20 protein-coding genes and 6 tRNA genes are annotated in these 20,238 nt (G+C 65.3%); 17 read left to right on the forward strand and 9 right to left on the reverse strand.

The window, feature by feature from the left end; genetic code table 11:
• Window positions 1-846, forward strand: coding sequence for a hypothetical protein (locus QMX82_RS04100; protein WP_282281327.1), 846 nt, complete (start codon window positions 1-3; stop codon window positions 844-846).
• Here the strand turns inward: QMX82_RS04100 and QMX82_RS04105 are convergent.
• The gene (locus QMX82_RS04105) at window positions 834-2,024 is read right to left on the reverse strand and encodes a serine hydrolase domain-containing protein (RefSeq protein ID WP_282281328.1); all 1,191 of its coding nucleotides are present in this window, start codon (window positions 2,022-2,024) and stop codon (window positions 834-836) included. The genes QMX82_RS04100 and QMX82_RS04105 overlap by 13 nt on opposite strands.
• Window positions 2,025-2,084: 60 nt before the next feature.
• Between QMX82_RS04105 and def the strand changes: the two genes are divergently transcribed.
• Window positions 2,085-2,624 carry a peptide deformylase gene (gene def, locus QMX82_RS04110; RefSeq protein WP_282281329.1) on the forward strand — a complete coding sequence of 180 codons (540 nt, stop codon included), beginning with the start codon at window positions 2,085-2,087 and terminating at the stop codon, window positions 2,622-2,624.
• Here def and QMX82_RS04115 read toward each other — a convergent pair.
• On the reverse strand, window positions 2,621-3,259 hold the full coding sequence (locus QMX82_RS04115; RefSeq protein WP_282281330.1) for a DsbA family oxidoreductase: 639 nt from the start codon (window positions 3,257-3,259) through the stop codon (window positions 2,621-2,623). The genes def and QMX82_RS04115 overlap by 4 nt on opposite strands.
• A gap of 283 nt (window positions 3,260-3,542) precedes the next feature.
• Between QMX82_RS04115 and QMX82_RS04120 the strand changes: the two genes are divergently transcribed.
• Window positions 3,543-4,481 carry a bestrophin family protein gene (locus QMX82_RS04120; protein WP_222613582.1) on the forward strand — a complete coding sequence of 313 codons (939 nt, stop codon included), beginning with the start codon at window positions 3,543-3,545 and terminating at the stop codon, window positions 4,479-4,481.
• A gap of 43 nt (window positions 4,482-4,524) precedes the next feature.
• Here the strand turns inward: QMX82_RS04120 and cprA are convergent, their stop codons facing one another.
• The gene (gene cprA / locus QMX82_RS04125; RefSeq protein ID WP_208694743.1) at window positions 4,525-5,676 is read right to left on the reverse strand and encodes an SDR family oxidoreductase; all 1,152 of its coding nucleotides are present in this window, start codon (window positions 5,674-5,676) and stop codon (window positions 4,525-4,527) included.
• A gap of 139 nt (window positions 5,677-5,815) precedes the next feature.
• On the opposite strand from cprA, the gene QMX82_RS04130 reads away from it, so the two are divergent.
• From QMX82_RS04130 to QMX82_RS04190, 13 genes are all read left to right on the forward strand, one after another.
• Complete coding sequence (locus QMX82_RS04130; protein WP_208694744.1) at window positions 5,816-6,055, forward strand: DUF2789 domain-containing protein; 240 nt, start codon at window positions 5,816-5,818, stop codon at window positions 6,053-6,055.
• Window positions 6,056-6,112: 57 nt separating this feature from the next.
• A complete protein-coding gene (locus tag QMX82_RS04135) occupies window positions 6,113-6,244 on the forward strand; it encodes a hypothetical protein (protein ID WP_007162893.1) in 132 nt (43 codons plus the stop codon).
• A 187-nt stretch (window positions 6,245-6,431) separates the two neighbouring features.
• Window positions 6,432-7,421 (forward strand): DctP family TRAP transporter solute-binding subunit, encoded by a 990-nt coding sequence (locus tag QMX82_RS04140; protein ID WP_282281331.1) that lies wholly within the window; start codon window positions 6,432-6,434, stop codon window positions 7,419-7,421.
• 72 nt (window positions 7,422-7,493) lie between these two features.
• A complete protein-coding gene (locus QMX82_RS04145; protein ID WP_282281332.1) occupies window positions 7,494-8,615 on the forward strand; it encodes a beta-ketoacyl-ACP synthase III in 1,122 nt (373 codons plus the stop codon).
• Between the two features lie 70 nt (window positions 8,616-8,685).
• Entirely contained in the window at window positions 8,686-9,564 is an 879-nt protein-coding gene (locus tag QMX82_RS04150) for a ParB/Srx family N-terminal domain-containing protein (protein WP_282281333.1), read from the forward strand.
• Window positions 9,565-9,663: 99 nt separating this feature from the next.
• Window positions 9,664-9,739 (forward strand) — tRNA-Ala (locus QMX82_RS04155).
• A 41-nt stretch (window positions 9,740-9,780) separates the two neighbouring features.
• Window positions 9,781-9,856 (forward strand) — tRNA-Glu (locus QMX82_RS04160).
• Between the two features lie 39 nt (window positions 9,857-9,895).
• A tRNA-Ala gene (locus tag QMX82_RS04165) sits at window positions 9,896-9,971 on the forward strand.
• Window positions 9,972-10,005: 34 nt separating this feature from the next.
• Window positions 10,006-10,081, forward strand: a tRNA-Glu gene (locus tag QMX82_RS04170).
• A 40-nt stretch (window positions 10,082-10,121) separates the two neighbouring features.
• Window positions 10,122-10,197: transfer RNA gene (locus QMX82_RS04175), tRNA-Ala, on the forward strand.
• A 34-nt stretch (window positions 10,198-10,231) separates the two neighbouring features.
• Window positions 10,232-10,307: transfer RNA gene (locus QMX82_RS04180), tRNA-Glu, on the forward strand.
• Between the two features lie 134 nt (window positions 10,308-10,441).
• Window positions 10,442-11,584, forward strand: coding sequence for a GNAT family N-acetyltransferase (locus QMX82_RS04185; RefSeq protein ID WP_282281334.1), 1,143 nt, complete (start codon window positions 10,442-10,444; stop codon window positions 11,582-11,584).
• Complete coding sequence (locus QMX82_RS04190; RefSeq protein WP_282281335.1) at window positions 11,578-11,907, forward strand: YnfA family protein; 330 nt, start codon at window positions 11,578-11,580, stop codon at window positions 11,905-11,907. Before QMX82_RS04185 ends, QMX82_RS04190 begins: the two co-directional genes overlap by 7 nt.
• A gap of 15 nt (window positions 11,908-11,922) precedes the next feature.
• On the opposite strand, the gene QMX82_RS04195 is transcribed toward QMX82_RS04190, so the two are convergent.
• The 4 genes from QMX82_RS04195 to QMX82_RS04210 are packed head-to-tail and all read right to left on the reverse strand — an operon-like array spanning window position 11,923 to window position 16,917.
• On the reverse strand, window positions 11,923-12,153 hold the full coding sequence (locus QMX82_RS04195) for a YheU family protein (RefSeq protein WP_158896618.1): 231 nt from the start codon (window positions 12,151-12,153) through the stop codon (window positions 11,923-11,925).
• Window positions 12,154-12,207: 54 nt separating this feature from the next.
• On the reverse strand, window positions 12,208-13,395 hold the full coding sequence (locus tag QMX82_RS04200) for an osmoprotectant NAGGN system M42 family peptidase (protein WP_017640298.1): 1,188 nt from the start codon (window positions 13,393-13,395) through the stop codon (window positions 12,208-12,210).
• A complete protein-coding gene (gene ngg / locus QMX82_RS04205) occupies window positions 13,392-15,131 on the reverse strand; it encodes an N-acetylglutaminylglutamine synthetase (protein WP_282281336.1) in 1,740 nt (579 codons plus the stop codon). Before ngg ends, QMX82_RS04200 begins: the two co-directional genes overlap by 4 nt.
• A 13-nt stretch (window positions 15,132-15,144) precedes the next feature.
• On the reverse strand, window positions 15,145-16,917 hold the full coding sequence (locus QMX82_RS04210) for an N-acetylglutaminylglutamine amidotransferase (protein ID WP_282281337.1): 1,773 nt from the start codon (window positions 16,915-16,917) through the stop codon (window positions 15,145-15,147).
• A gap of 397 nt (window positions 16,918-17,314) precedes the next feature.
• Here QMX82_RS04210 and QMX82_RS04215 point away from each other — a divergent pair, with 397 nt between their 5' ends.
• A complete protein-coding gene (locus tag QMX82_RS04215) occupies window positions 17,315-17,575 on the forward strand; it encodes a type B 50S ribosomal protein L31 (protein ID WP_133859431.1) in 261 nt (86 codons plus the stop codon).
• Window positions 17,576-17,599: 24 nt separating this feature from the next.
• On the opposite strand, the gene metR is transcribed toward QMX82_RS04215, so the two are convergent.
• A complete protein-coding gene (gene metR / locus QMX82_RS04220) occupies window positions 17,600-18,517 on the reverse strand; it encodes a transcriptional regulator MetR (protein ID WP_187978968.1) in 918 nt (305 codons plus the stop codon).
• A gap of 150 nt (window positions 18,518-18,667) precedes the next feature.
• The gene (glpD, locus tag QMX82_RS04225; protein ID WP_208694752.1) at window positions 18,668-20,197 is read right to left on the reverse strand and encodes a glycerol-3-phosphate dehydrogenase; all 1,530 of its coding nucleotides are present in this window, start codon (window positions 20,195-20,197) and stop codon (window positions 18,668-18,670) included.
• Window positions 20,198-20,238 lie beyond the last annotated feature (41 nt).

The raw sequence follows: 20,238 nt of genomic DNA on the forward strand, positions 1-20,238 counted from the left end.
ATGAACGACTCGCGCTTCGTCGAATGGGGTTTCCTGCTGGTCACCCTGTCCAACGTGCTGCTCATCGCCTTGGTCCTGACGCTGCTCTGGCAGCGGCTCTTTCCGCGCTCTGAAGCGGCTGTCGAGGAAAGCGAGACTCCCGAGCCCGGTGAGCCACAGTTGCTCACCAGCCAGGCCGAGACCGCGGCCGGCCTGATCGACGCGGCGCGGCAGGCGGATGTCGAGCACCTGGGTCAGGCCATGAGCGACAGCCTGGACCTGGTGGGCCGTCTCGACGGGGTCGAGGGCGACGACTATCCGGACTGGAAAAAGACCAACCAGCCCTATATCGACGACCTGCTGGCCCACCGCGAAAATCTCGAATTCAAGCTGGACGATCTCAAGTCCAAGCTCGACCGGGCGCACAAGCTGGTCACCAATCTGCACGTGCAGAATCGCGAGATGCGCGGCGCCGAGGCGAAGCTGCAGCGCCTGAGTCTCGAGCATGACCGGGTCCAGGGCACCCTGCTGGAAATGCGCCGCGAGCGCGATCAGCTCAAGGCGACGGTCCAGCGACTCGGCGAAGACCTGCTGCAGCTGCGACAGCAGCCGACGACCCCGGCCGTTGCGGCCTCGCCGGAACTGGATGGGCACCTGCAGGAGGAGCTGGAGACCCTGCGCGAAAGCCTCGAAGCAGAACGGGCGAAGCTGTCGCGGACCCTGGTGGAAAAGGAATTCATCGAGCAGGTGTTCATCGATACCGATGCCGTCACCGACAGCTACCAGGCCCTGCAGCACGAGCATGCCGCGCTGCAGGAGCAACTCCAGGCGCTCCAGGCCCGCCTGGAGTCCGCTCAGTCGCGGTAGAGGCCGGCGAGGATGGCCTCCGGGAAAGGCCCGCTCATGCCGGCGATCGCGGTATTGGTCAGGATCACCACGCTCAGCTCCCGCGCTGGATCGATGAACCAGGCATTGCCGTAGACGCCGCCCCACTGCAGGGTGCCGGGCGCCTGCAGGGTCTTGGCCACCCGGGCATCGCGCAGTACCGCCGCGCCCAGGCTGAAACCCCAGCCCGGCGCATCGTCGCGTTGCAGCCCCGGGATCTGGTCTTCCATGATCAGGCGCTGGCTGGCGGGCGTGAGCAGCTTGCCCTGGCGGAGCGCCTCCAGAAAGGCGAGATAGTCGCCCGCGCTGCCCTGCATGCCACCGCCGCCCGAGGCGAAGGCCTGCGCCGAAAGGGCGCGCGCCGGCGAATAGAGAATACCGCCCTTGGGCATGGGCAGCAGATAGGGTTCGCTCATGGGCTCGGGGCGCGGATAGCCATCGCGATAGGCGGTGGCCAGGCGCTCGGCGTCGCTGACCTGGAAGCTCAGATCGTGCAGGCCCAGCGGAGCGGCCACCTGCTGCTGGACGACCGCGGGTAGGGGCTGCCCGGTCGCGGCCGCCAGCACGCCGCCCATCACGTCCAGCCCGAGGGAGTAGCGCCACTGGGTGCCCGGCTTGAAGTCCAGCGGCACCCCCGCCAGGCGCCGCAGATTCTCTTCCAGGGTCAGGGGGGCCCCATCCAGGCCGTCGGATACCCCGGCGCGGTGATAGGGTCCGTTCGAATCTTCGCCGAAGCCGTAATGCAGGCCGGCGGTATGACTGAGGAGCTGCGCCAGGGTGGGTACGGCCGGAGTGCCGTCGGCCAGCCGCGGGGTAAAGTAGGGCAGGTAGCGACTGACCGGGGCCTGCAGATCCAGGCGTCCCTGGTCCGCCAGACGCAAGGCCGCCACGGCCACCAGCGGCTTGGTCAAGGAGGCGAAGCGAAACAGCTGATCTTCGCGCATCGGCCGCTGGGCTTCGCGATCGGCGAAACCGGCCGCGCGCTGGTACACCACCCGGCCTTGGCGGGCGACCATGACTACCGTGCCGACGATACGCTGCTGGGCGACGGCGCGTTCCAGGATCGGATCCAGGCGGGCGGCGAGGGTGGCGTCCTCGGCCTGGGCGAGGTTTGTACTCAGGCCGAGGCCGAGTGCGCTGGCGAGCAGTAGGGAAGACATCTGGTTTAAGCTCCTGGCGAAACGCCGGCGGCTGGACCGGCCAAAGAGAGGAATCCTCGCATGATTCGCGACATTTTGAAGATGGGCGATCCGCGCCTGCTGCAGGTGGCACCGCCGGTGGCGGTCGAGCGCTTCGGCTCGGCCGAGCTGCACGGCCTGATCCAGGATATGTTCGACACCATGGCCGCCGCCGCTGGCGTGGGCCTCGCGGCGCCCCAGATCGGCGAAGATCTGCAGCTGATGGTCTTTGGCTTCGAGCGCAATGCCCGCTATCCCGAGGCGGCGCCGGTGCCGCTGCAGGTGCTGATCAATCCGCGGATCGAGGTGCTGGACGCCCGCGAAGAACTGGGCTGGGAAGGCTGCCTGTCGATCCCCGGACTGCGTGGCGAGGTGCCGCGGCCACGGCGGATCCGCTATCGCGGCGTGGATGGCGATGGCCGCACCGTCGACCAGGAAGCCGAGGGCTTTCATGCACGGGTAGTCCTGCATGAATATGATCATCTGATCGGCCGCCTCTATCCGTCGCGGATCCAGGATTTCGGCCGCTTCGGCTTTACCGAGGTGCTGTTCCCCGAGCTTACGCCGGACGCCCGGCGCTAGGCGCTGGCAGTCTCCAGCTGGGCTCTGACGGCCGCCGCCAACTGGGCGAAGGGCACCGCGCCATCCAGCGCCCGAGCCGCTTCGACGGGCGCCCCGGCGGAGCGCAGCAGCAGCGTCGGCACGGCGGTGATGCCCAGGGCTTCGGCGCGATCCTCGGCATGCAGCACCAGGTCGGTGTGATCACCACGGGCGAGACTGGCCTTCAGCGCCTCGCTGTCCAAACCCGTGCGCCGCGCCAGGTCGAGCAGCACATCCAGTTCACCGATATCACGACCCTCTTCGAAGAACGCCTGGAAGACCGCCAGATGGAAGGCGTCGAAGCGATCGTGCTCGCGGGCGAATTCCGCCGCCTCCAGCGCCAGGCGACTGCGCGGTTGCACGGGCGGTAGGCGCAGCACCATGCCGTACTCCGCCGCCATGGGATAGACGGCGCGATCCCAGGTCCGGCGCAGGTAATCGCCGGCAGGATCGAGGGTAGGGGTGGGCTCGGGACGCAATTCGAAGGCATGCCACTCGATGGCCAACTGGTCGCCGAATTCCTCCTGCAGACGCGCCAGCTGGGGTAGTTCCAGATAGCAGAAGGGGCAGACGTAATCGCTCCAGACATCCAGACGAACGCGCGGGGTGGCGGTCATGGCAGTGCTCCGGAAGGGCATGGTGTCCGTCGGACCGCAGCGGGGGCCGGATGTTCGGTACCGGTGTCGATATCCCTGGACCATCTGGCGCCCGGTCAGGCCCTGCGGCTTTGAGGGATCTCAGTCCACGAACCGCTACCCCTTCATATCCGGAAACGGAATGCCACCGGTCAATTGCGTGAAATGGGCGGCGATCCGCGCTCCAGACGCTTGCCTTGAACCTGTTTCCGACCCCAGGTTCCTATGGCCGCACCCCTTCTTTCACGCGCTAAGGACTATCACCGTGGGCTATTTCCACCGCATCCTGACATTCCTTCGGCAAACCTTCAGCTATGTCGGCTGGTCGGTTTTCTGGCTGCTGCTGTGGGACATCGCCGTCACCGTCGACTACATGCTGCTGGTGGAGAAACGGGCGGAGCTGCCCAATATCCCCCTGACGCTGATCGGCTCGGCGCTGATCGTGCTGACCAGCTTCCGCAATACCAGCGCCTACCAACGCTGGTGGGAGGCGCGCACCCTCTGGGGCGGCATGGTCAACAGCTCGCGCAGCTTCACCCGCCAGGTGCTGACGCTCATCGACGACGGCGACGAGCATTTCAATGCGATCAAGACGGTGCTGATCGAACGCCATCTGGCCTATGTCCGCTGCCTCGCCTGCCAGCTCAGCGGCGATCCCCTGCCCAAGGAGGTGCGTACCTACCTGGGCAAGGAAGAGTGGGCGATGCGCAAGGAGACCAACAACTTCGCCAATGCCATCTTGAGCGGCTCTTCCAGCCTGATCGCCCTGGAATACCGCGCCGGCCGCCTGGACAGCATTCGCCTGGAGCGACTCGAAGCCACCTTCGTCGACATGTCCAACTGGCAGGGTGGCATGGAGCGTATCGCCAACACGCCCTTGCCCTATCCCTATGTGAACTTCCCGCGGCTGTTCATCTTCCTGTTCTGCGTGCTGATGCCCATTGGTCTGGTGGAAAGCCTGCAGTGGTATACCCCGCTGGCCTCCACGGTGGTGGGCTTCATCTTCCTGGCGATGGAGAAGGTCGGTACCGATCTGCAGAATCCTTTCCAGCGCAGTCGCCACCAGATCACCATGGGGACCATCTGCAACACCATCGAAGGCAACCTGCGCACCATGTTGCGCGATGCGCGCGGGGGCTACGCCTCGGTCAGCGATATCGTCCGGGATTCGCGACTGACTTCACCGGAGCGGGATTCCGTCTGAGCAGGGCCCGGTGCCTGGCGGTCGCCGGCACCGGGCACGCGCCTCATTTGAAATCCCACTGCATCTGCGCCGGGATGCTGATGTCCCGCGAGGAATGCACGCAGACATCCAGATAGTCGGTGAAGCGCGGCGGGGCGGCGATGCCTTCGTCGAGCAGGCGCTGGTTGTCGAACAGGTAGTTCAGATCGGCGAAGCCGCCGTACAGCTTCAGCGCCCGCAGCACCAGGCGCGGATTGGCCGGGCCGATGCGTTCGTTAAAGTCGGCGGCCAGCTCCTTGAGATCGGCGCTGTCCACCTGGCGGTAGCGCTCGCCGACCGGGGCATCGCCCATGGCGCCGGCATAGGCCTCGTCGATTTCGCCGAAGGTGCAGGCGCCGGCGTTGCCCGCTGAGATATGGTAGAGGCTGTGGTTCAGCCTGGGCTTGAGCGCCAGTTCCACCAGGGCTTCGGCGCAGTAGTCCACCGGGATGACATCGATCTGCTCATCGAGGCCGCAGGTGAAGCGTTCCAGGGCGAAGCCCATGCGGAACACCCAGAAGATGCTGCCCGATGCCTTGCAACCCGAGCGACGATGACCCACCACGATGGAGGGGCGCGCCACCACCAGCGGCAGCAGCGGCAACTCGTTGCGCAGCTTGAGTTCGATGGCGGCCTTGGAGGCGGTGTAGTCCACCAGTTGCTGGTCCGGTTCGGGGAAGTCCCAGGTTTCGGCGACCGGCGATTGGCGCTGCGGGCCGCAGGCCATGGCGGTGCTGACGTGCAGGAAGCGCTTCAGTCGCCGCGACTGGGCGCACGCCTCGGCGAGGGCGAAGGTGCCCTCGACGTTGACCGGCCAGATCTTCGGATTGCGTGAGAAGGAGGCCACCGCCGCGCAGTTGATGACCTCGTCCAGGGTCTGCAGGAGCGGCTTGGCGGCTTCGATCCAGTGGGTGTCGAGCAGGTCGCCACAGAGAATCTGTTCGGGCTTGAGCAGGGCTGCCAGGCGCTCGTCGATGTCATGGACGCGCAGATTCTGCAGCAGGCGCTCCAGGCCTTCCGCCGGGGTGGCGGCACGGACCAGGAATCTCAGCCCTTCGACATGGCCCAGCTCCAGCAGACGCAGGGTGACGGCACCACCGAGAAAGCCGGTGGCACCGGTAACGAGGATGCGGCGCGGCGCGGCGGTAAATTGAATGGAAGAGACGGGAAGCGACATGGCAGAGGCCCTGGTTGGCGGAACGTGGGCGTACCTTAAGGCTCGTCGCTGAAGGATTTATTAAGGCAGGGGAACCCCTCAAGGCTGGCGTCTTTCTAGATACCTGAGCGTAACGACCGATAACTGCCTGGAGACCCCCATGGAACTTCCCGTTCACGATCTGACGACCCTCTTCGAGCAACTGGGCCTGGATTCCGATCCGGCTGCCATCGACGACTTCATCGCCAGCCATTCCCCGCTGCCGGACGCGGTCAAGGTATCCGAAGCCGAGTTCTGGTCGCCGGCGCAGAAGGCCTTTCTCAAGGACGAAATAATGGGCGACGCCGACTGGGCACCGATCGTCGACGAGCTGAACGTCCGTCTGCACAGTCATGACTAAACCTACAGGGCTGGAAGCATTCAGCCCTGCAGACCCTTCCCTGTCCGGAGACTTGCCATGAATGCCGTCCATGCCCAGCAGCAGCCCAACGATCCGCCCGTCGCCGACGATGAAGACGAGGTAAGCGAGGAACAGCTCGACGAATCCGTCGAGGAAACCTTCCCCGCAAGCGATCCCATTTCGCCCTGATGGTTTCTTGGCGCCGCTTCGGCGGCGCTGACCCTACCCCTGATCCGCCTTTCTTGCACACTCGTCGTACCGTTTTCCGCCGTTGACCAGCCTTTCCCGCCGCGACTGCTAAGGTAATTGCGTCGCGCACGCACCGCGACCGGGGTCGCACGGGCGATCCGATGGATCGTTCAACGCAGGGAATCCCATGATCAAGACCTTCTTCGCCACCGTGGCCGGCTCGCTCTTTGCCCTGGCCGTGCCCCTTGCCGTGGCCGAGCCCATCGTCATCAAGTTCGCCCATGTGGTGACGGACGATACCCCCAAGGGCCGTGGAGCCCTGCAGGTACAGAAGCTGGTGCAGGAGCGGCTGGCCGGCAAGGTCAGGCTCGAGGTCTATCCCAACTCCAGCCTGGTGGGCGATGCCGACGAGCTGGAGGCCCTGCGCAGCAACCGGGTCCAGCTGCTGGCGCCCTCGGTTTCCAAGCTCAACGCCCTGGCCAAGCCGCTCAGGGTCTACGATCTGCCCTTTCTGTTCGACAACATCGAGGCGGTCAAGCGCTTCCAGCGCCGCGACAAGAGCCGCGAGCTGCTGGGCAGCCTGGTCCCCCACGGCATCACCGGGCTGGCGTACTGGAACAACGGTGGCCGGCAGCTCTCGGCCACGCGGGAAATCCACGTCCCCGCCGACCTCAAGGGTCTGACCTTCCGCGTCGAGTCCTCCGATGTTCTGGCGGCCTACTACCAGCAACTGGGCGCCCAGGCGGTCAAGCTGCCCTTCGCCCAGGTCTACGACGCCTTGCGCACCGGCAAGGTCCAGGGCGCAGAGAATTCCTGGTCGAATCTGCTGGGGCAGAAGATCAACACCGTGCAGCCCTATATCGTCGAGGACAACCACAGCTTCCTCACCTATATGCTTATCACCAACACCACGTTCTGGAACGGGCTGCCCTTCGAGATCCGCAGCGAGCTGGAGGCCATCCTCGAAGAGGTGTCCCAAGGGGTGAATCGCGATGCCGAAGCCATCAACGCCAAAGCACGCGAGCGGGTGGTGGCGGCCAATACCAGCAAGATCCTGGTGCCGACGGCTGCCGAGCGCGATGCCTGGCGCGCGGCGGTGGCGCCTCTGATCAAACGGTATGAAAGCGAAGTGGGCAGCGACGTCCTGCGCGCCGCCGAGGCCGCCAATCGGCGCTGAGATTGCACGGGCGTCCACCCCGGATTTGCGGCAAACTGGCACGGCGTCATCCTGACAACAAGAGGAATAGCCGTGCAGCACGCGGTCATCAGCGGTAGTGGGCTCTATACGCCGCCCGAAAGCATTTCCAACGACGAGCTGGTTGCGTCCTTCAACCAGTGGGCTGGCCAGTGGAATGCCGAGCATGCCGAAGCCATCGCCCAGGGCAGCCTGGCGCCCCAGCCGGAATCCAGCGCCGCCTTCATCGAGAAGGCCTCCGGCATCCGCAGCCGTCATGTAGTCGACAAGGCCGGCATCCTCGATCCGGCGCGCATGGTGCCGCAGATCCCCGAGCGCTCCAACGACGAGCCCTCGATCCTCTGCGAGATGGGGATCGCCGCCGCGCGCGAGGCCCTGCAACGCGCCGGGCGGACGGCCGCCGACATCGATGGCGTCATCGTCGCCTGTTCCAACCTGCAGCGCCCTTATCCGGCGGTAGCCATCGAGGTCCAGGCCGCATTGGGCATCCAGGGCTACGGCTTCGACATGAACGTCGCCTGCTCCTCGGCGACCTTCGGTCTGCAGGCCGCGGCCAACGCCGTGCAACTGGGCCAGGCGCGGGCGGTACTGGTGATAGATCCGGAGATCTGCACCGGCCATTTGAATTTCCGCGACCGCGACAGCCATTTCATCTTTGGCGATGCCGCCACCGCCTTGGTGGTGGAGCGCGCCGACCAGGCGACCTCGGCGCACCGCTTCGAGATCCTCGGGACCCGGCTGTTCACCCAGTTCTCCAACAACATCCGCAACAACTTCGGCTTCCTCAACCGCGCGGCGGAGGAGGGCATGACCCACCCGGACAAGCTGTTCGTCCAGGAAGGGCGCAAGGTGTTCAAGGAGGTCTGCCCGCTGGTGGCCGAATTGATCGCCAATCACCTCGCCGAACTGGATATTCCCGTCGCACGGGTCTCGCGCTTCTGGCTGCATCAGGCCAACCTGGCGATGAATCAGCTCATCGTCAAACGCCTGCTGGGCCGCGAACCCGAGTCCGGCGAGGCGCCGGTCATCCTCGACACCTACGGCAACACCAGCTCGGCCGGTTCGGTCATTGCCCTGCATCTGCACCACGAGGATCTGGCCAGTGGCAGTCTGGGGGTGCTCAGCTCCTTTGGCGCCGGCTATTCCATCGGCAGTGTGGTGCTGCGCAAGGTCTGATCGACGGCAGGAGTCTTCCCGGGATGACCGTTGTCGGACCTGGGAAGACATCTTGAAATAGGGAGACCCCGTGCCGCCAGGAAGCCTGCTCCAGGTCCAGCTGCGTCAGCTGCGCCCCACCCAGCCCGCGATCGGCCACGACCAGGTGCTGTACAAGCTTGGCAAGTATGCCTGCGACCGGCGCAAGCTGTTCGACGACTACTGCGAAGCCAACGGCCAGCACCTGAGTGGCGGCGTCCAGCCGAGCACCAGTCTGCGCTCGGCCGGTGACGCCCTCGGTGTGCGGCCGCCCGGTACCTGTCCGGATGAGATGAAGACCGTCGTCATAGGGCCGGGACGACAGCTCTATCTCACCGATGGCCACCACACCTTTTCCGCCTTCTGGGAACACCCCGGCGGTGGTCCGGAAACCTCGGTATGGGTCAGGGTCACCGACGACTTCAGTGGCGCTGCCAGCATGGCGGAATTCTGGATTCGCCTGCTCGACGAGCGCAAGGCCTGGCTCAAGGACCCCCAGGGCCGCCCGATCCTCCCCGAGCAGCTCCCGGAAACCCTGGGGCTCACCGCCATGGCCGACGATCCCTACCGCGCGCTGGTGTATTTCACCCGCCAGATCGGCTACGACAAACCGCGTACCCCGGACGGTCGGGTGCTGCCGTCGGAATTCCTCGAGTTCTATTGGGCCGAGTGGCTGCGCATGCTGCTGCCCCTGCAGGGCTACGATCTCGACGATCGCAAGAGCTACGCCAAGGCCGTGGAGCAAGCCGCCCGTCTGATGGTGGCCAACCCCGGCATGCTGATCGGCAGTTCGGGGCGCACAGCGCTGGAGATGGGTGGCTATCGCGCCCTGGACAAGAAGGTCCTGCGCAAGCTCTCCGCCAGCGACGGCAAGTTCACCTACCTGCTGGCGGCCCGCGCCCAGCGTGCGGCCCTGTCCCGGGCGATCTAGCCGTTTTCCGGCTTAAGTGTCTGTTACTAGCAGGTTTTTTTTTTATTGGTGTTGACAGGGGAGGCCGGGCCTCTTAACATGCGCCCCGTCCTGACCGACGGGGCTATAGCTCAGCTGGGAGAGCGCTTGCATGGCATGCAAGAGGTCGACGGTTCGATCCCGTCTAGCTCCACCAAATTTCGGTTTCGCCTGCGGGGGAAATCGGTAGAAGGTTTCGTCCCCTTCGTCTAGTGGCCTAGGACACCGCCCTTTCACGGCGGTAACAGGGGTTCGAGTCCCCTAGGGGACGCCATATCAGTCACGTATCCCAGACGTGGCGAACGTTGTACGCGGGGCTATAGCTCAGCTGGGAGAGCGCTTGCATGGCATGCAAGAGGTCGACGGTTCGATCCCGTCTAGCTCCACCAATTTCGTGATCCGCAAGGGTCGCACCAGGGTAACGTCCCCTTCGTCTAGTGGCCTAGGACACCGCCCTTTCACGGCGGTAACAGGGGTTCGAGTCCCCTAGGGGACGCCATATCGGTCACGCAGCCCAGGCGTGGCAAGATGCTGTACTTGGGGCTATAGCTCAGCTGGGAGAGCGCTTGCATGGCATGCAAGAGGTCGACGGTTCGATCCCGTCTAGCTCCACCAAATTCGTGATCCGCAGGGATCGCACCAGGGTAACGTCCCCTTCGTCTAGTGGCCTAGGACACCGCCCTTTCACGGCGGTAACAGGGGTTCGAGTCCCCTAGGGGACGCCACACTCGAAAGAAACCGCCTCACGGCGGTTTTTTTTCGTCCGCACGAAAGCCCGCCGTCAGAGTCTTTCACAGGTGCCCGTCCGGGTACTCATCTGTGTTAGACCTGTAGGCCGAGTCCAAGCAAGGGGAGTGGGATGATCGTCGAGTATCTCTACAGCCTGGCCCAGGTGCCTGCCGCCGCGTGGAACGCGCTGCTGGTGGACGACCAGCCCTTTCTGCGGCATGAATTCCTTGCCACCCTGGAAGACAGTGGCAGCCTGGGGCAGGGGACCGGCTGGCAGCCGGCGCACCAGATCCTCAAGGATGACCAGGGGCATCTACGAGCCGCGATGCCGGCCTATCTGAAGATGCATTCCTATGGCGAATACGTCTTCGACTGGTCCTGGGCCGATGCCTGCCGCCGTGCCGGGATCGACTACTATCCCAAGCTGCTGGCCGCGGTGCCCTTTTCACCGGTGCAGGGCGCGCGCCTGCTGGGTGATCCGGCTGCCTGCGCGACCCTGCTCGACGCCACCACGAGCAGCCTGGCCGATCTGGAGCTCTCCAGCCTGCATGTGAACTTCACCGATCCCAAGGCCGATGCCCTGCTCCAGGATCGCGAGGGCTGGCTGGCGCGGCTTGGCTGCCAGTTCCACTGGCATAACCGCGGCTATCGCGACTATGGCGACTTCCTCGCCGCCCTGACCTCGCGCAAGCGCAAGCAGCTGCGCAAGGAACGTGACCAGGTTGCCGGCCTGGGGGTGGGTTTCGAGTGGCGTAAGGGCGATGAGCTGAGCGAGGCGGAGTGGGACTTCGTCTATGCCTGCTACGCCAACACCTACGAGGTGCGTGGCCAGGATCCCTATCTGACCCGCGCCTTCTTCAGTCTGCTGGCCGAACGGCTGCCCGAGGCGATTCGGGTGGTGCTGGTCCGCCAGGGCAGTCGGCCGGTGGCCATGGCCTTCTATCTCAAGGACGGTGACACCCTCTATGGCCGTTACTGGGGTTGCCTGCAGGAATTCGACCAGCTGCATTTCGAGACCTGTTTCTACCAGGGCATCGAATACGCCATCGCCGAAGGGCTGCAGCGCTTCGACGCCGGCGCCCAGGGCGAACACAAGCTGATTCGCGGCTTCGAACCGACCCTGACCCGTTCCTGGCACTATCTGGTGCATCCAGGCCTGAGAGCGGCGGTGGCGGAGTTTCTCGACCAGGAGCGCGATGGCGTCCAGGCCTATGCGCAGCGAGCCGCCGAGGCCTTGCCCTATCGCCAGGAAGACGGCGCGGCGCCATGCTGAACTATCTCTGGTTCCTGCTGGCGGCGCTGTTCGAGATCGCCGGCTGCTATGCCTTCTGGCTCTGGCTACGGCTGGATCGCAGTCCCTGGTGGATAGCGCCCGGGCTTGCCAGCCTGGTGCTCTTCGCCCTGTTGCTGACGCGTATCGAGTCGGCCTACGCCGGGCGGGCCTATGCGGCCTATGGCGGCATCTATGTGGTGGCCTCGCTGGGCTGGCTGGCGCTGGTCGAGCGCACCCGGCCGATCTGGACGGATCTGGCGGGCGGTCTGCTGTGCGTGGCCGGGGCGCTGGTGATCCTGCTGGCGCCGCGCGGCAGTGCCTGACAGGCGCGAGATGCGCTAGTCGTTCAGCAGTTCGGGCGGCACGTCGCGGCGCAGCACCAGTTGGCACAGCGCACTGTCCGGATCGAAGAGGATGACGGCCTCGCCGGTTTCCAGGGCGCGGCGAGCGCGCTGGGTACGGGTCGCCAGGGGTGTCTCGTCACCGTTGTCGGTGCCGTCGCGGGTGACGAAGTCTTCAAGCAGGTTGTCCAAGGTGGCGGCAGCGAGCTGGTCGTGGGGGATGATCATCGAGAGGTGCCTGGAAAAAGGCGCCCAGGATACCCCAGGCGCTTGGTTCGAACGCTATTTGCTGCCGTCGCCGACGACCTCCTCCAGCGGCGGCAGGTGCGTCTGGTTGTCCATCTGGGTGTCTTCCGGTAGCAGCTGATGACCGAAGCGATCCAGCGAGCTGTCGGCCGGCTGCGCATCGCTGTCGAACACCGGCGGGCTGAGCATGTACCCGGTCAGCAGCTGGCTGAGCGCCGCCAGGCTGACGATATGGGTGCGCTCGTAGCCGTGGGTGGCATCGCAGCCGAAGGCCAGCAGGGCGACCCGCACGTCCTGGCCGGAGCTGATCGCAGAGTGGGCGTCGCTGTAGTAGTAGCGGAACAGGTCGCGGCGCACCGGGATGTCGTTGCGTTGCGCCAGGCGCAGCAGGTGCCGCGACAGGTGATAGTCATAGGGGCCGGCGGAATCCTGCATGGCCACGCTGACGCGGTGCTCGTCGGATCGCTGGCCGGGCGCCACGGGAGCGATGTCGATGCCGACGAATTCGCTGACGTCCCAGGGCAGGGCACCAGCGGCGCCCGAGCCCACCTCCTCGGTGATGGTGAACAGCGGATGGCAATCGATCGGCGGGGTCTGGCCGGTTTCCTTGAGCATCTTCAAGGCGGTGAGCAGGGCGGCGACGCCAGCCTTGTCGTCCAGATGGCGCGAACTGATGTAACCGCTGTCGGTGAACTCCGGCAGCGGATCGAAGGCGACGAAGTCGCCGACCTGCACACCCAGCTGCTCGGTCTCGTGGCGACTCTTGGTCACGGCGTCCAGGCGCAATTCGATGTGGTCCCAGGTCACCGGCATCTTGTCGATTTCGGTGTTGAAGGCGTGGCCGGAGGCCAGCAGCGGCAGCACGCTGCCCCTCAGGGTACCGTCATCGGTGAACAGGCTGACGCGGCTGCCTTCGGCGAAGCGGCTCGACCAGTGGCCCACGGCCGCCAGGCCCAGACGGCCGTTGTCCTTAATCTCGCGGACGATGGCGCCAATGGTGTCCAGATGCGCGGAGACGGCGCGATCCGGACTCTCCTTATGGCCCTTGATGGTGGCGCGGATGGTGCCGCGGCGGGTCAGTTCGAACGGAATATCGAGTTCGTTGAGCCGTTCGGCGACGTACATGACGATGGTATCGGTGAAACCCGTGGGGCTGGGGATGGCCAGCATGTCCAGCAGGACCTTGCGCAGGTAATCCAGATCGGGCTCGGGCAAGCGATTCATAGCGGAACCTCCCGGGACAGCGGGAACAGCAGGTCGATGAAGCGTTCGGCGGTGGGGCGCGGCTCGTGGTTGGCCAGGCCCGGTCGCTCGTTGGCTTCGATGATGACGTAGTCGGGTGAGTCGGCGGCTGGGACCAGCAGGTCCATGCCGGTGACGGGGATGTCCAGAGCGCGCGCTGCCTGGATGGCCGCGTCGGCGAGCACCGGATGCAGACTGTCGGTGACGTCCTCCAGGATGCCGCCGGTGTGCAGGTTGGCGGTCTTGCGCACGGCCAGGTGGGTGCCGGTGGGCAGCACGCTGTCCCAGTCATGACCGGCGCCGCGGATGGCACGTTCGGTTTCCTCGTCCATCGGGATGCGCGACTCGCCGCCGGTAGCGGCCTGACGGCGGCGGCTCTGGGCTTCGATCAGGTCGCGGACGCTGTGCTGGCCATCGCCGACGATTTCCGCCGGCCGGCGAATGGCCGCGGCCACCACCTCGTGGCCAATGACCACCACCCGCAGGTCGAGGCCCTGGTGAAAGCTTTCCAGCAGCACGCGATCGTCATGGCGCCGCGCCGCCTGGATGGCGGTGGCAAGGTGCTCGGCGTCGCGGATGTCCACGGCCACGCCCTTGCCCTGTTCGCCATTGACCGGCTTGACCACCAGGGCGCCATGCTTCTCCAGAAAGGTGGTGTTGTCTTCGTCGCTGCCCGCCAGTTGCTGCTCGGGGACCTTCAGCCCGGCACGGGCCAGGGTGCGACTGGTCAGCACCTTGTCGGCGCAGAGGGTCATGGTGACTGCCGAGGTGAGGTCGGTCAGGGACTCGCGGCAGCGGATGCGCCGGTTGCCCTGGATCAGGGTGAAGAGGCCGCCCTCGGCATCGTCCACCTGCACCTCGATGCCGCGCCGCAGGGCTTCGTCGACGATGATGCGTGCATAGGGATTCAGCTCGGCGGCAGGGCCGGGGCCGAGGAACAGCGTCTGATTGATGCCGTTCTTGCACTTGATGGCGAAGGTCTGCAGCGGGCGGAAACCCAGCTTGTCGTAGAGTCGCTTGGCTTGCTGGTTGTCGTGCAGCACCGACAGATCCAGGAAGGCGAGGCCGCGACTGGCATAGTGCTCGATCAGGTGGCGAACCAGCGCCTCGCCGACACCGGGCCGGCTGCACTCGGGCGAGACCGCCAGGCACCACAGTGAAGAGCCGCCATCCGGATCCCGGAAGGCCTTGACGTGATTGAGGCCCATCACCGAGCCGATGATGGCGCCGCTGTCGTCGTCTTCCGCCAGCCAGTAGACCGGACCACCCTTGTGCCGCGGCGTCAGCCGCTCGGTGTCGACGGGCAGCATATGGCGCTGCTGATAGAGCCGGTTGATCTCGCTCCAGTCTTGCGCGGAGCAGGCGCGGCGGATACGAAAGCCGCGATAGATCCGCCGGGCTGGGCGATAGTCACTGAACCAGATCCGCAGGGTGTCGCTGGGGTCGAGAAACAGCTGTTGTGGCGCCTGGGCCAGCACCTGGTGGGGCGCGGCCACATAGAGGGCGATGTCGCGTTCTCCGGGCGTTTCAGTGAGCAGTTCCTTGGCCAGGCTGGCGGGGTCGGGATAGGTATGGCCGATAAGCAACCGCCCCCAGCCACACTGCAGGGAGAGCGGCTGGCAGGTTGGCTGGTCGCCTTCCGCCAGGCGTGCCTGCAGCCGTTCGTAGGAGGGCGTCTGGGCACGCTGGAGGCGCTGGTTGTAGCTGGTCGCTTTCATGCGTCTTGCACCCTCACAGTCCGTGTTCGCTCATCCAGAGGTTGAGCGCGGCGAGTTGCCAGAGCTTGGAACCGCGCAGGGGCGTGATGCGATCGGCCGGATTGGTCAGCAGCCGATCGATCTCGGCGGTGTCGAACAGGCCACGATCCTGGCTGGGGTCCAGCAGCAGTTCGCGGACCCAGGTCAGGGTGTTGCCTTCCAGGTGCTTGAGGCCCGGCACCGGGAAATAGCCCTTGGGTCGGTCGATCACCTCTTGAGGAATGACCTTGCGCGCGGCGGCCTTGAGTACCTGCTTGCCACCATCGCCCAATTTGAACTCGGCGGGAATGCGCGCCGAGAGTTCGGCCAGGCGATAGTCGAGGAAGGGCACCCGGGCTTCCAGGCCCCAGGCCATGGTCATGTTGTCGACCCGCTTGACCGGGTCATCCACCAGCATCACGGTGCTGTCCAGGCGCAGGGCCTTGTCTACGCCGGCGCTGGCACCGGGCTTGGCGAAGTGCTGACGGACGAAGGCTTCGGCGGCGTCTTCCTGCAGACGTACACCCGCCTGCACGGTGGCGGCGTACTGGGCGTAGTCGCGATCGAAGAAGGCGGCGCGGTAGGCGGCGAAGGGATCGGCGGCGCCATGCACCTGGGGATACCAGTGATAGCCGGCGAAGAGTTCGTCCGCACCCTGGCCGCTCTGCACCACCTTGCAGTGCTTGGAGACCTCGCGCGACAGCAGGTAGAAGGCGATGCAGTCGTGACTGACCATCGGCTCGCTCATGGCCGAGAAGGCCCGCGGCAGCTGCTGGATGATCTCGTCTTCGGCGATGCGCAGTTGATGGTGGCGAGTGCCGTAGTGATTGGCGATCAGATCGGAATACTGGAATTCGTCGCCGCGCTCGCCGCCGGCATCCTCGAAGCCGATGGAGAAGGTCAGCAGGTCCTTGACCCCCGAGTCGTGCAGCAGGCCCACCAGCAGGCTGGAGTCCACCCCGCCGGACAGCAGTACCCCGACCTCGCGCGCCGCGCGCTGGCGGATCGCCACGGCGTCCTTGAGACCATGCAGGACCCGCTCGGCCCAGTCGTCCAGGGTGTAGCGGCGCTCATCGTCACGGGGACCGTAGTCCAGGTTCCACCAGGTCTCCTGGTGCTGCTGGCCGGACGCATCCACGGTCATCCAGGTCGCCGGCGGCAGCTTCTGCACGCCTTGCAGGATGGTACGCGGCGCCGGCACCACGGCATGGAAGTTCAGATAGTGATTGAGGGCGACCGGATCGATACGGGTGTCGATGTCACCGGCTTCCAGCAGGGCGGGCAGGCTGGAGGCGAATCTCAGACGCTTGTCGGTGAAGGACAGGTACAGCGGCTTGATGCCCAGGCGATCACGGGCAATGAACAGCCGGCCACTGTCGCGCTCCCAGATGGCGAAGGCGAACATGCCATTGAGCTTGGGCAGCATATCCTTGCCCCAGGCGTGATAGGCCTTGAGCAGGATCTCGGTGTCACCCCCGGAATAAAAGCTGTAACCCTTGGCTTCGAGCTCAGTGCGCAATTCCGGATAGTTGTAGATGGCGCCGTTGAACACCATCGACAGTCCCAGTTCCGGCTCGATCATGGGTTGGCCCGAGGCTTCCGCCAGATCCATGATCTTCAGCCGCCGATGGCCCAGGGCGACCGGGCCCTGACTGTGGAAGCCCCAGGCATCGGGTCCGCGCTGTTCGAGACGGTGGGTGATGCGCTCCACCACGCTGATGGCAGCGGGTTGTTGATCGAAACGAAGCTCTCCGGCGATGCCGCACATGGTGCTGTGCCTCTTGAATCCTTGGGATGCGGCGCGGTGAGTTCAGTCCCGAACTCGGCGTGCGCATCCAATGCGTGTGGACTTCTCGCGATCCTTGAGAAGCCAATGCGGGGGCGCTGTGCGCGCGGGAGACGTGGGGTGGACAGGTCGTCTGTCTGGCGCTCCAGGTCTGAACGCACGCAGCGACCGACAGCAGGTCTCAGAGAGGGTAGGATGCCGCCGGTCAGGGCCTCAGGTTACGAGCCCCAGGCGCGGCGGATGGTTCCATCGAAAAGCCCGTGGCTGCCGCCACCGTCACAGGTGCGGCTGTCAAACTGGCTTGTTTATGTTATAATGTATCTTTATTGGGCCCAGCGATGACCTGTCGTCGTCGACGCCCCAGACCAGGAGACGCCTCATGAGACCCGGTATCCATCCCAACTACCGTCCCGTGCTGTTCCACGACACCACCTCGGACACCTACTTCCTGATTCGCTCCACCGCCGAGAGCGATCGGACCCAGGAATACGAAGGGGAGACCTATCCCTACATCAGTCTGGACGTATCCAGCGCCTCCCACCCGATCTACACCGGCGAGCAGCGCCAGATGAAGGTCGAGGGTCGTGTCTCGAGCTTCAACAAGAAGTTCGCCGGCTTCCCGGGTGGCAACAGCAAGTAAGCCCCTCGCGAGCAGCGCGCCGACTCAGCGCGCGCTGCTGACCCCTTCCAGGGTGGCGAAGGAGGTGTCCTTGGCGGTCAGCAGGAAATCCTGCATGAAGGGCGCCTCCAGCATGTCTTCGCGGATCGCCGCATAGAGCGTCGCATACAGGCCTTTCTCGCCGAGTCGGCGCGCGGTGACATAGCCGCGTGAGCTGTATTCGTGGATCGCCCAGTTGGGCAGGCAGCAGACGCCACGGCCCGACGCCACCAGTTGCAGCATCATGACCGTCATCTCCGCCGTGCGTATCGACAACGGCTCGACGTCGGCCGGATCGAGAAAGCGGGTGAAGATGTCCAGTCGATCGCGTTCCACCGGATAGGTGATCTGGGTCTCCTGAGCGAGATCCTCGGGCACGATGAAGGGACGATGCGCCAGCGGATGCTGGTTGGCCACCGCCAGCAGGGCCTCGTAGGTGAACAGTGGCACGTAGGTGACGCCCGAAAGGTCCACCGGATCGGCCGTCACCACCAGATCCAGATCGCCTCGGGCCAGGGCCGGCAGGGGCGCGAAGGAGAACCCAGAGGCCAGGTCCAGCTCCACTTCCGGCCAGGAATCACGGAATTGGTCGATGGTGGGCATCAGCCACTGGAAGCAGCTGTGGCATTCGATGGCCATGTGCAGCCGCCCCGCGGTCCCGCCCACCAGCCGCGCCAGGTCCCGCTCGGCACTGCGCAGATGCGGCAACACCGCGTCCGCGGTCTGCAGCAGCCGCAGGCCGGCACTGGTGAAGCGGATGGGCTTGGTCTTGCGGATGAACAGCGGGGTACCCAGGCGCTCTTCCAGTTCCTTGAACTGATGGGAGAGGGCGGATTGGGTCAGGTGCAGGCGCTCCGCCGCTTCCACCAGGCTGGAGGATTCGCGGAGAGCATGCAGGGTTTTCAGGTGACGGAGTTCGAACATGGCGCTGGCGCTGGAGATAAAGCCGCATCATGAAGGCTTTTCATGGTGCTGGCCATCTTCCGCCACGCCGGCTGTTGCGAAATCCAGTGCGCTTGATGAATCGAGTGCCCCCGAGCAGGTCGTCCGCTCGGGGGCAAATCAGCATCACGCTCAGGCCGCGTTGCTGTCCTTACTGGCTTGGGCCGCTTCCGAATGCGCCAGGAAGTCTTCCAGCGCAGCCCGTTCGGCGTCGCTGAATACCAGGCCCAGCTTGGTCCGCCGCCAGAGCACGTCCTCCGCACTGGTGACCCACTCGTATCGCTGCAGGTATTCGACTTCCCGTGCGTACAGGTCGGCACCTATCACCTTGCCCAGCGTCTCCACCGAGCGTCCGTCACCCAGCAGGGTCCAGACCTGGCTGCCATAGGTGGTTGCCCAGCGCTGCGCGAGGGCTGGCGTCAGGCCACTGACCTTGTCCAGCAACTCGCGGGTCAGCGCCTGGGGCGTGGTCATGTTCTCACCACCGGGCAGCGGTGCCGATGCGGTCCAGCTGTTGCCCAGCTGCGGGAAGAAGGGCTGCAACTGCGCCATCGCCGACTCGGCGAGCTTGCGGTAGGTGGTCAGCTTGCCCCCGAACACCGACAGCAGCGGGGCACCCTGCTCCTCGGCCAGCGACAGGGTGTAGTCGCGGGTGATGGCGGAAGGGTTGTCCGATTCGTCGTCGCACAGCGGGCGTACGCCGGAGAAGGTATGCAGAACGTCGTCGCGGCTGAGCTGCTTGCGGAAGTGGGCATTGGCCACGCCCAGGACATAGTCGATTTCCTGGTCGGTGATGGTCACCTTGGCCGGATCGCCCTGGTACTCGCGATCCGTGGTACCGACCATGGTGTACTGGCCGAGATAGGGAATGGCGAAGACGATGCGGCGGTCTTCGTTCTGCATGATGTAGGCCTGCTCGCCTTCGTACAGCTTGGGCACGATGACGTGACTGCCCTGGATCAGGCGGATCCCGTAGGGCGACTTCTGCTGCAGGTCCTGGCGAATGAAGCTGGCGACCCAGGGGCCGGCGGCATTGACCAGGCCCTTGGCACGGATCTGCTGGCGACCCTGAGGACCTTCGACCTCGACCTCCCAGTGACCTTCGACGCGACGAGCGCTGACGCAGCGGGTGCGAGTCACGATGTCGGCACCCTTGTCACGCGCCTGCATGGCGTTGAGCACCACCAGGCGGGCATCGTCCACCCAGCAGTCGGAATATTCGAAGCCGCGCTTGATCTCGGCCTTGAGCGGCCCCTGGGCATCGAACTTCAGGCCACGGGAACCCGGCAGCTTCTCGCGCTTGCCGAGGTGGTCATAAAGGAAGAGACCGGCTCGGATCATCCACGCCGGACGCAGGTGCGGGCGGTGGGGCAGGACGAAGCGCATCGGCTTGACGATGTGGGGCGCCTTGGCCAGCAGCACCTCACGCTCGGCGAGGGCTTCGCGCACCAGGCGGAATTCGTGATGTTCCAGGTAGCGCAGGCCGCCGTGGATCAGCTTGCTGCTGGCGGACGAGGTATGGCTCGCCAGGTCGTCTCGTTCACAGAGAAACACCGACAGACCCCGACCGGCGGCATCGGCCGCGATGCCTACGCCGTTGATGCCACCGCCGATGACGGCGAGATCGTAAGTCCGGGGAGTTGCAGTGGGTGCCTGGGCCATGGTGCCTCCTGTGAAACGAACATAATTATTCGGTTTCGAAC

Source organism: Pseudomonas sp. PS02302, from assembly GCF_029959585.1.
In the GTDB taxonomy this organism is placed as follows: Bacteria; Pseudomonadota; Gammaproteobacteria; order Pseudomonadales; family Pseudomonadaceae; genus Chryseomonas; species Chryseomonas aestiva.

Excerpts from the sequence above, each read along its gene's own strand:
- QMX82_RS04100 (WP_282281327.1), top strand. The coding sequence starts at position 1 with ATGAACGACTCGCGCTTCGTCGAATGGGGTTTCCTGCTGGTCACCCTG.
- QMX82_RS04105 (WP_282281328.1), bottom strand. The coding sequence starts at position 2,024 with ATGTCTTCCCTACTGCTCGCCAGCGCACTCGGCCTCGGCCTGAGTACA.
- def (WP_282281329.1), top strand. The coding sequence starts at position 2,085 with ATGATTCGCGACATTTTGAAGATGGGCGATCCGCGCCTGCTGCAGGTG.
- QMX82_RS04115 (WP_282281330.1), bottom strand. The coding sequence starts at position 3,259 with ATGACCGCCACCCCGCGCGTTCGTCTGGATGTCTGGAGCGATTACGTC.
- cprA (WP_208694743.1), bottom strand. The coding sequence starts at position 5,676 with ATGTCGCTTCCCGTCTCTTCCATTCAATTTACCGCCGCGCCGCGCCGC.
- QMX82_RS04130 (WP_208694744.1), top strand. The coding sequence starts at position 5,816 with ATGGAACTTCCCGTTCACGATCTGACGACCCTCTTCGAGCAACTGGGC.
- QMX82_RS04135 (WP_007162893.1), top strand. The coding sequence starts at position 6,113 with ATGAATGCCGTCCATGCCCAGCAGCAGCCCAACGATCCGCCCGTCGCC.
- QMX82_RS04140 (WP_282281331.1), top strand. The coding sequence starts at position 6,432 with ATGATCAAGACCTTCTTCGCCACCGTGGCCGGCTCGCTCTTTGCCCTG.
- QMX82_RS04185 (WP_282281334.1), top strand. The coding sequence starts at position 10,442 with ATGATCGTCGAGTATCTCTACAGCCTGGCCCAGGTGCCTGCCGCCGCG.
- QMX82_RS04190 (WP_282281335.1), top strand. The coding sequence starts at position 11,578 with ATGCTGAACTATCTCTGGTTCCTGCTGGCGGCGCTGTTCGAGATCGCC.
- QMX82_RS04195 (WP_158896618.1), bottom strand. The coding sequence starts at position 12,153 with ATGATCATCCCCCACGACCAGCTCGCTGCCGCCACCTTGGACAACCTG.
- QMX82_RS04200 (WP_017640298.1), bottom strand. The coding sequence starts at position 13,395 with ATGAATCGCTTGCCCGAGCCCGATCTGGATTACCTGCGCAAGGTCCTG.
- ngg (WP_282281336.1), bottom strand. The coding sequence starts at position 15,131 with ATGAAAGCGACCAGCTACAACCAGCGCCTCCAGCGTGCCCAGACGCCC.
- QMX82_RS04210 (WP_282281337.1), bottom strand. The coding sequence starts at position 16,917 with ATGTGCGGCATCGCCGGAGAGCTTCGTTTCGATCAACAACCCGCTGCC.
- QMX82_RS04215 (WP_133859431.1), top strand. The coding sequence starts at position 17,315 with ATGAGACCCGGTATCCATCCCAACTACCGTCCCGTGCTGTTCCACGAC.
- metR (WP_187978968.1), bottom strand. The coding sequence starts at position 18,517 with ATGTTCGAACTCCGTCACCTGAAAACCCTGCATGCTCTCCGCGAATCC.
- glpD (WP_208694752.1), bottom strand. The coding sequence starts at position 20,197 with ATGGCCCAGGCACCCACTGCAACTCCCCGGACTTACGATCTCGCCGTC.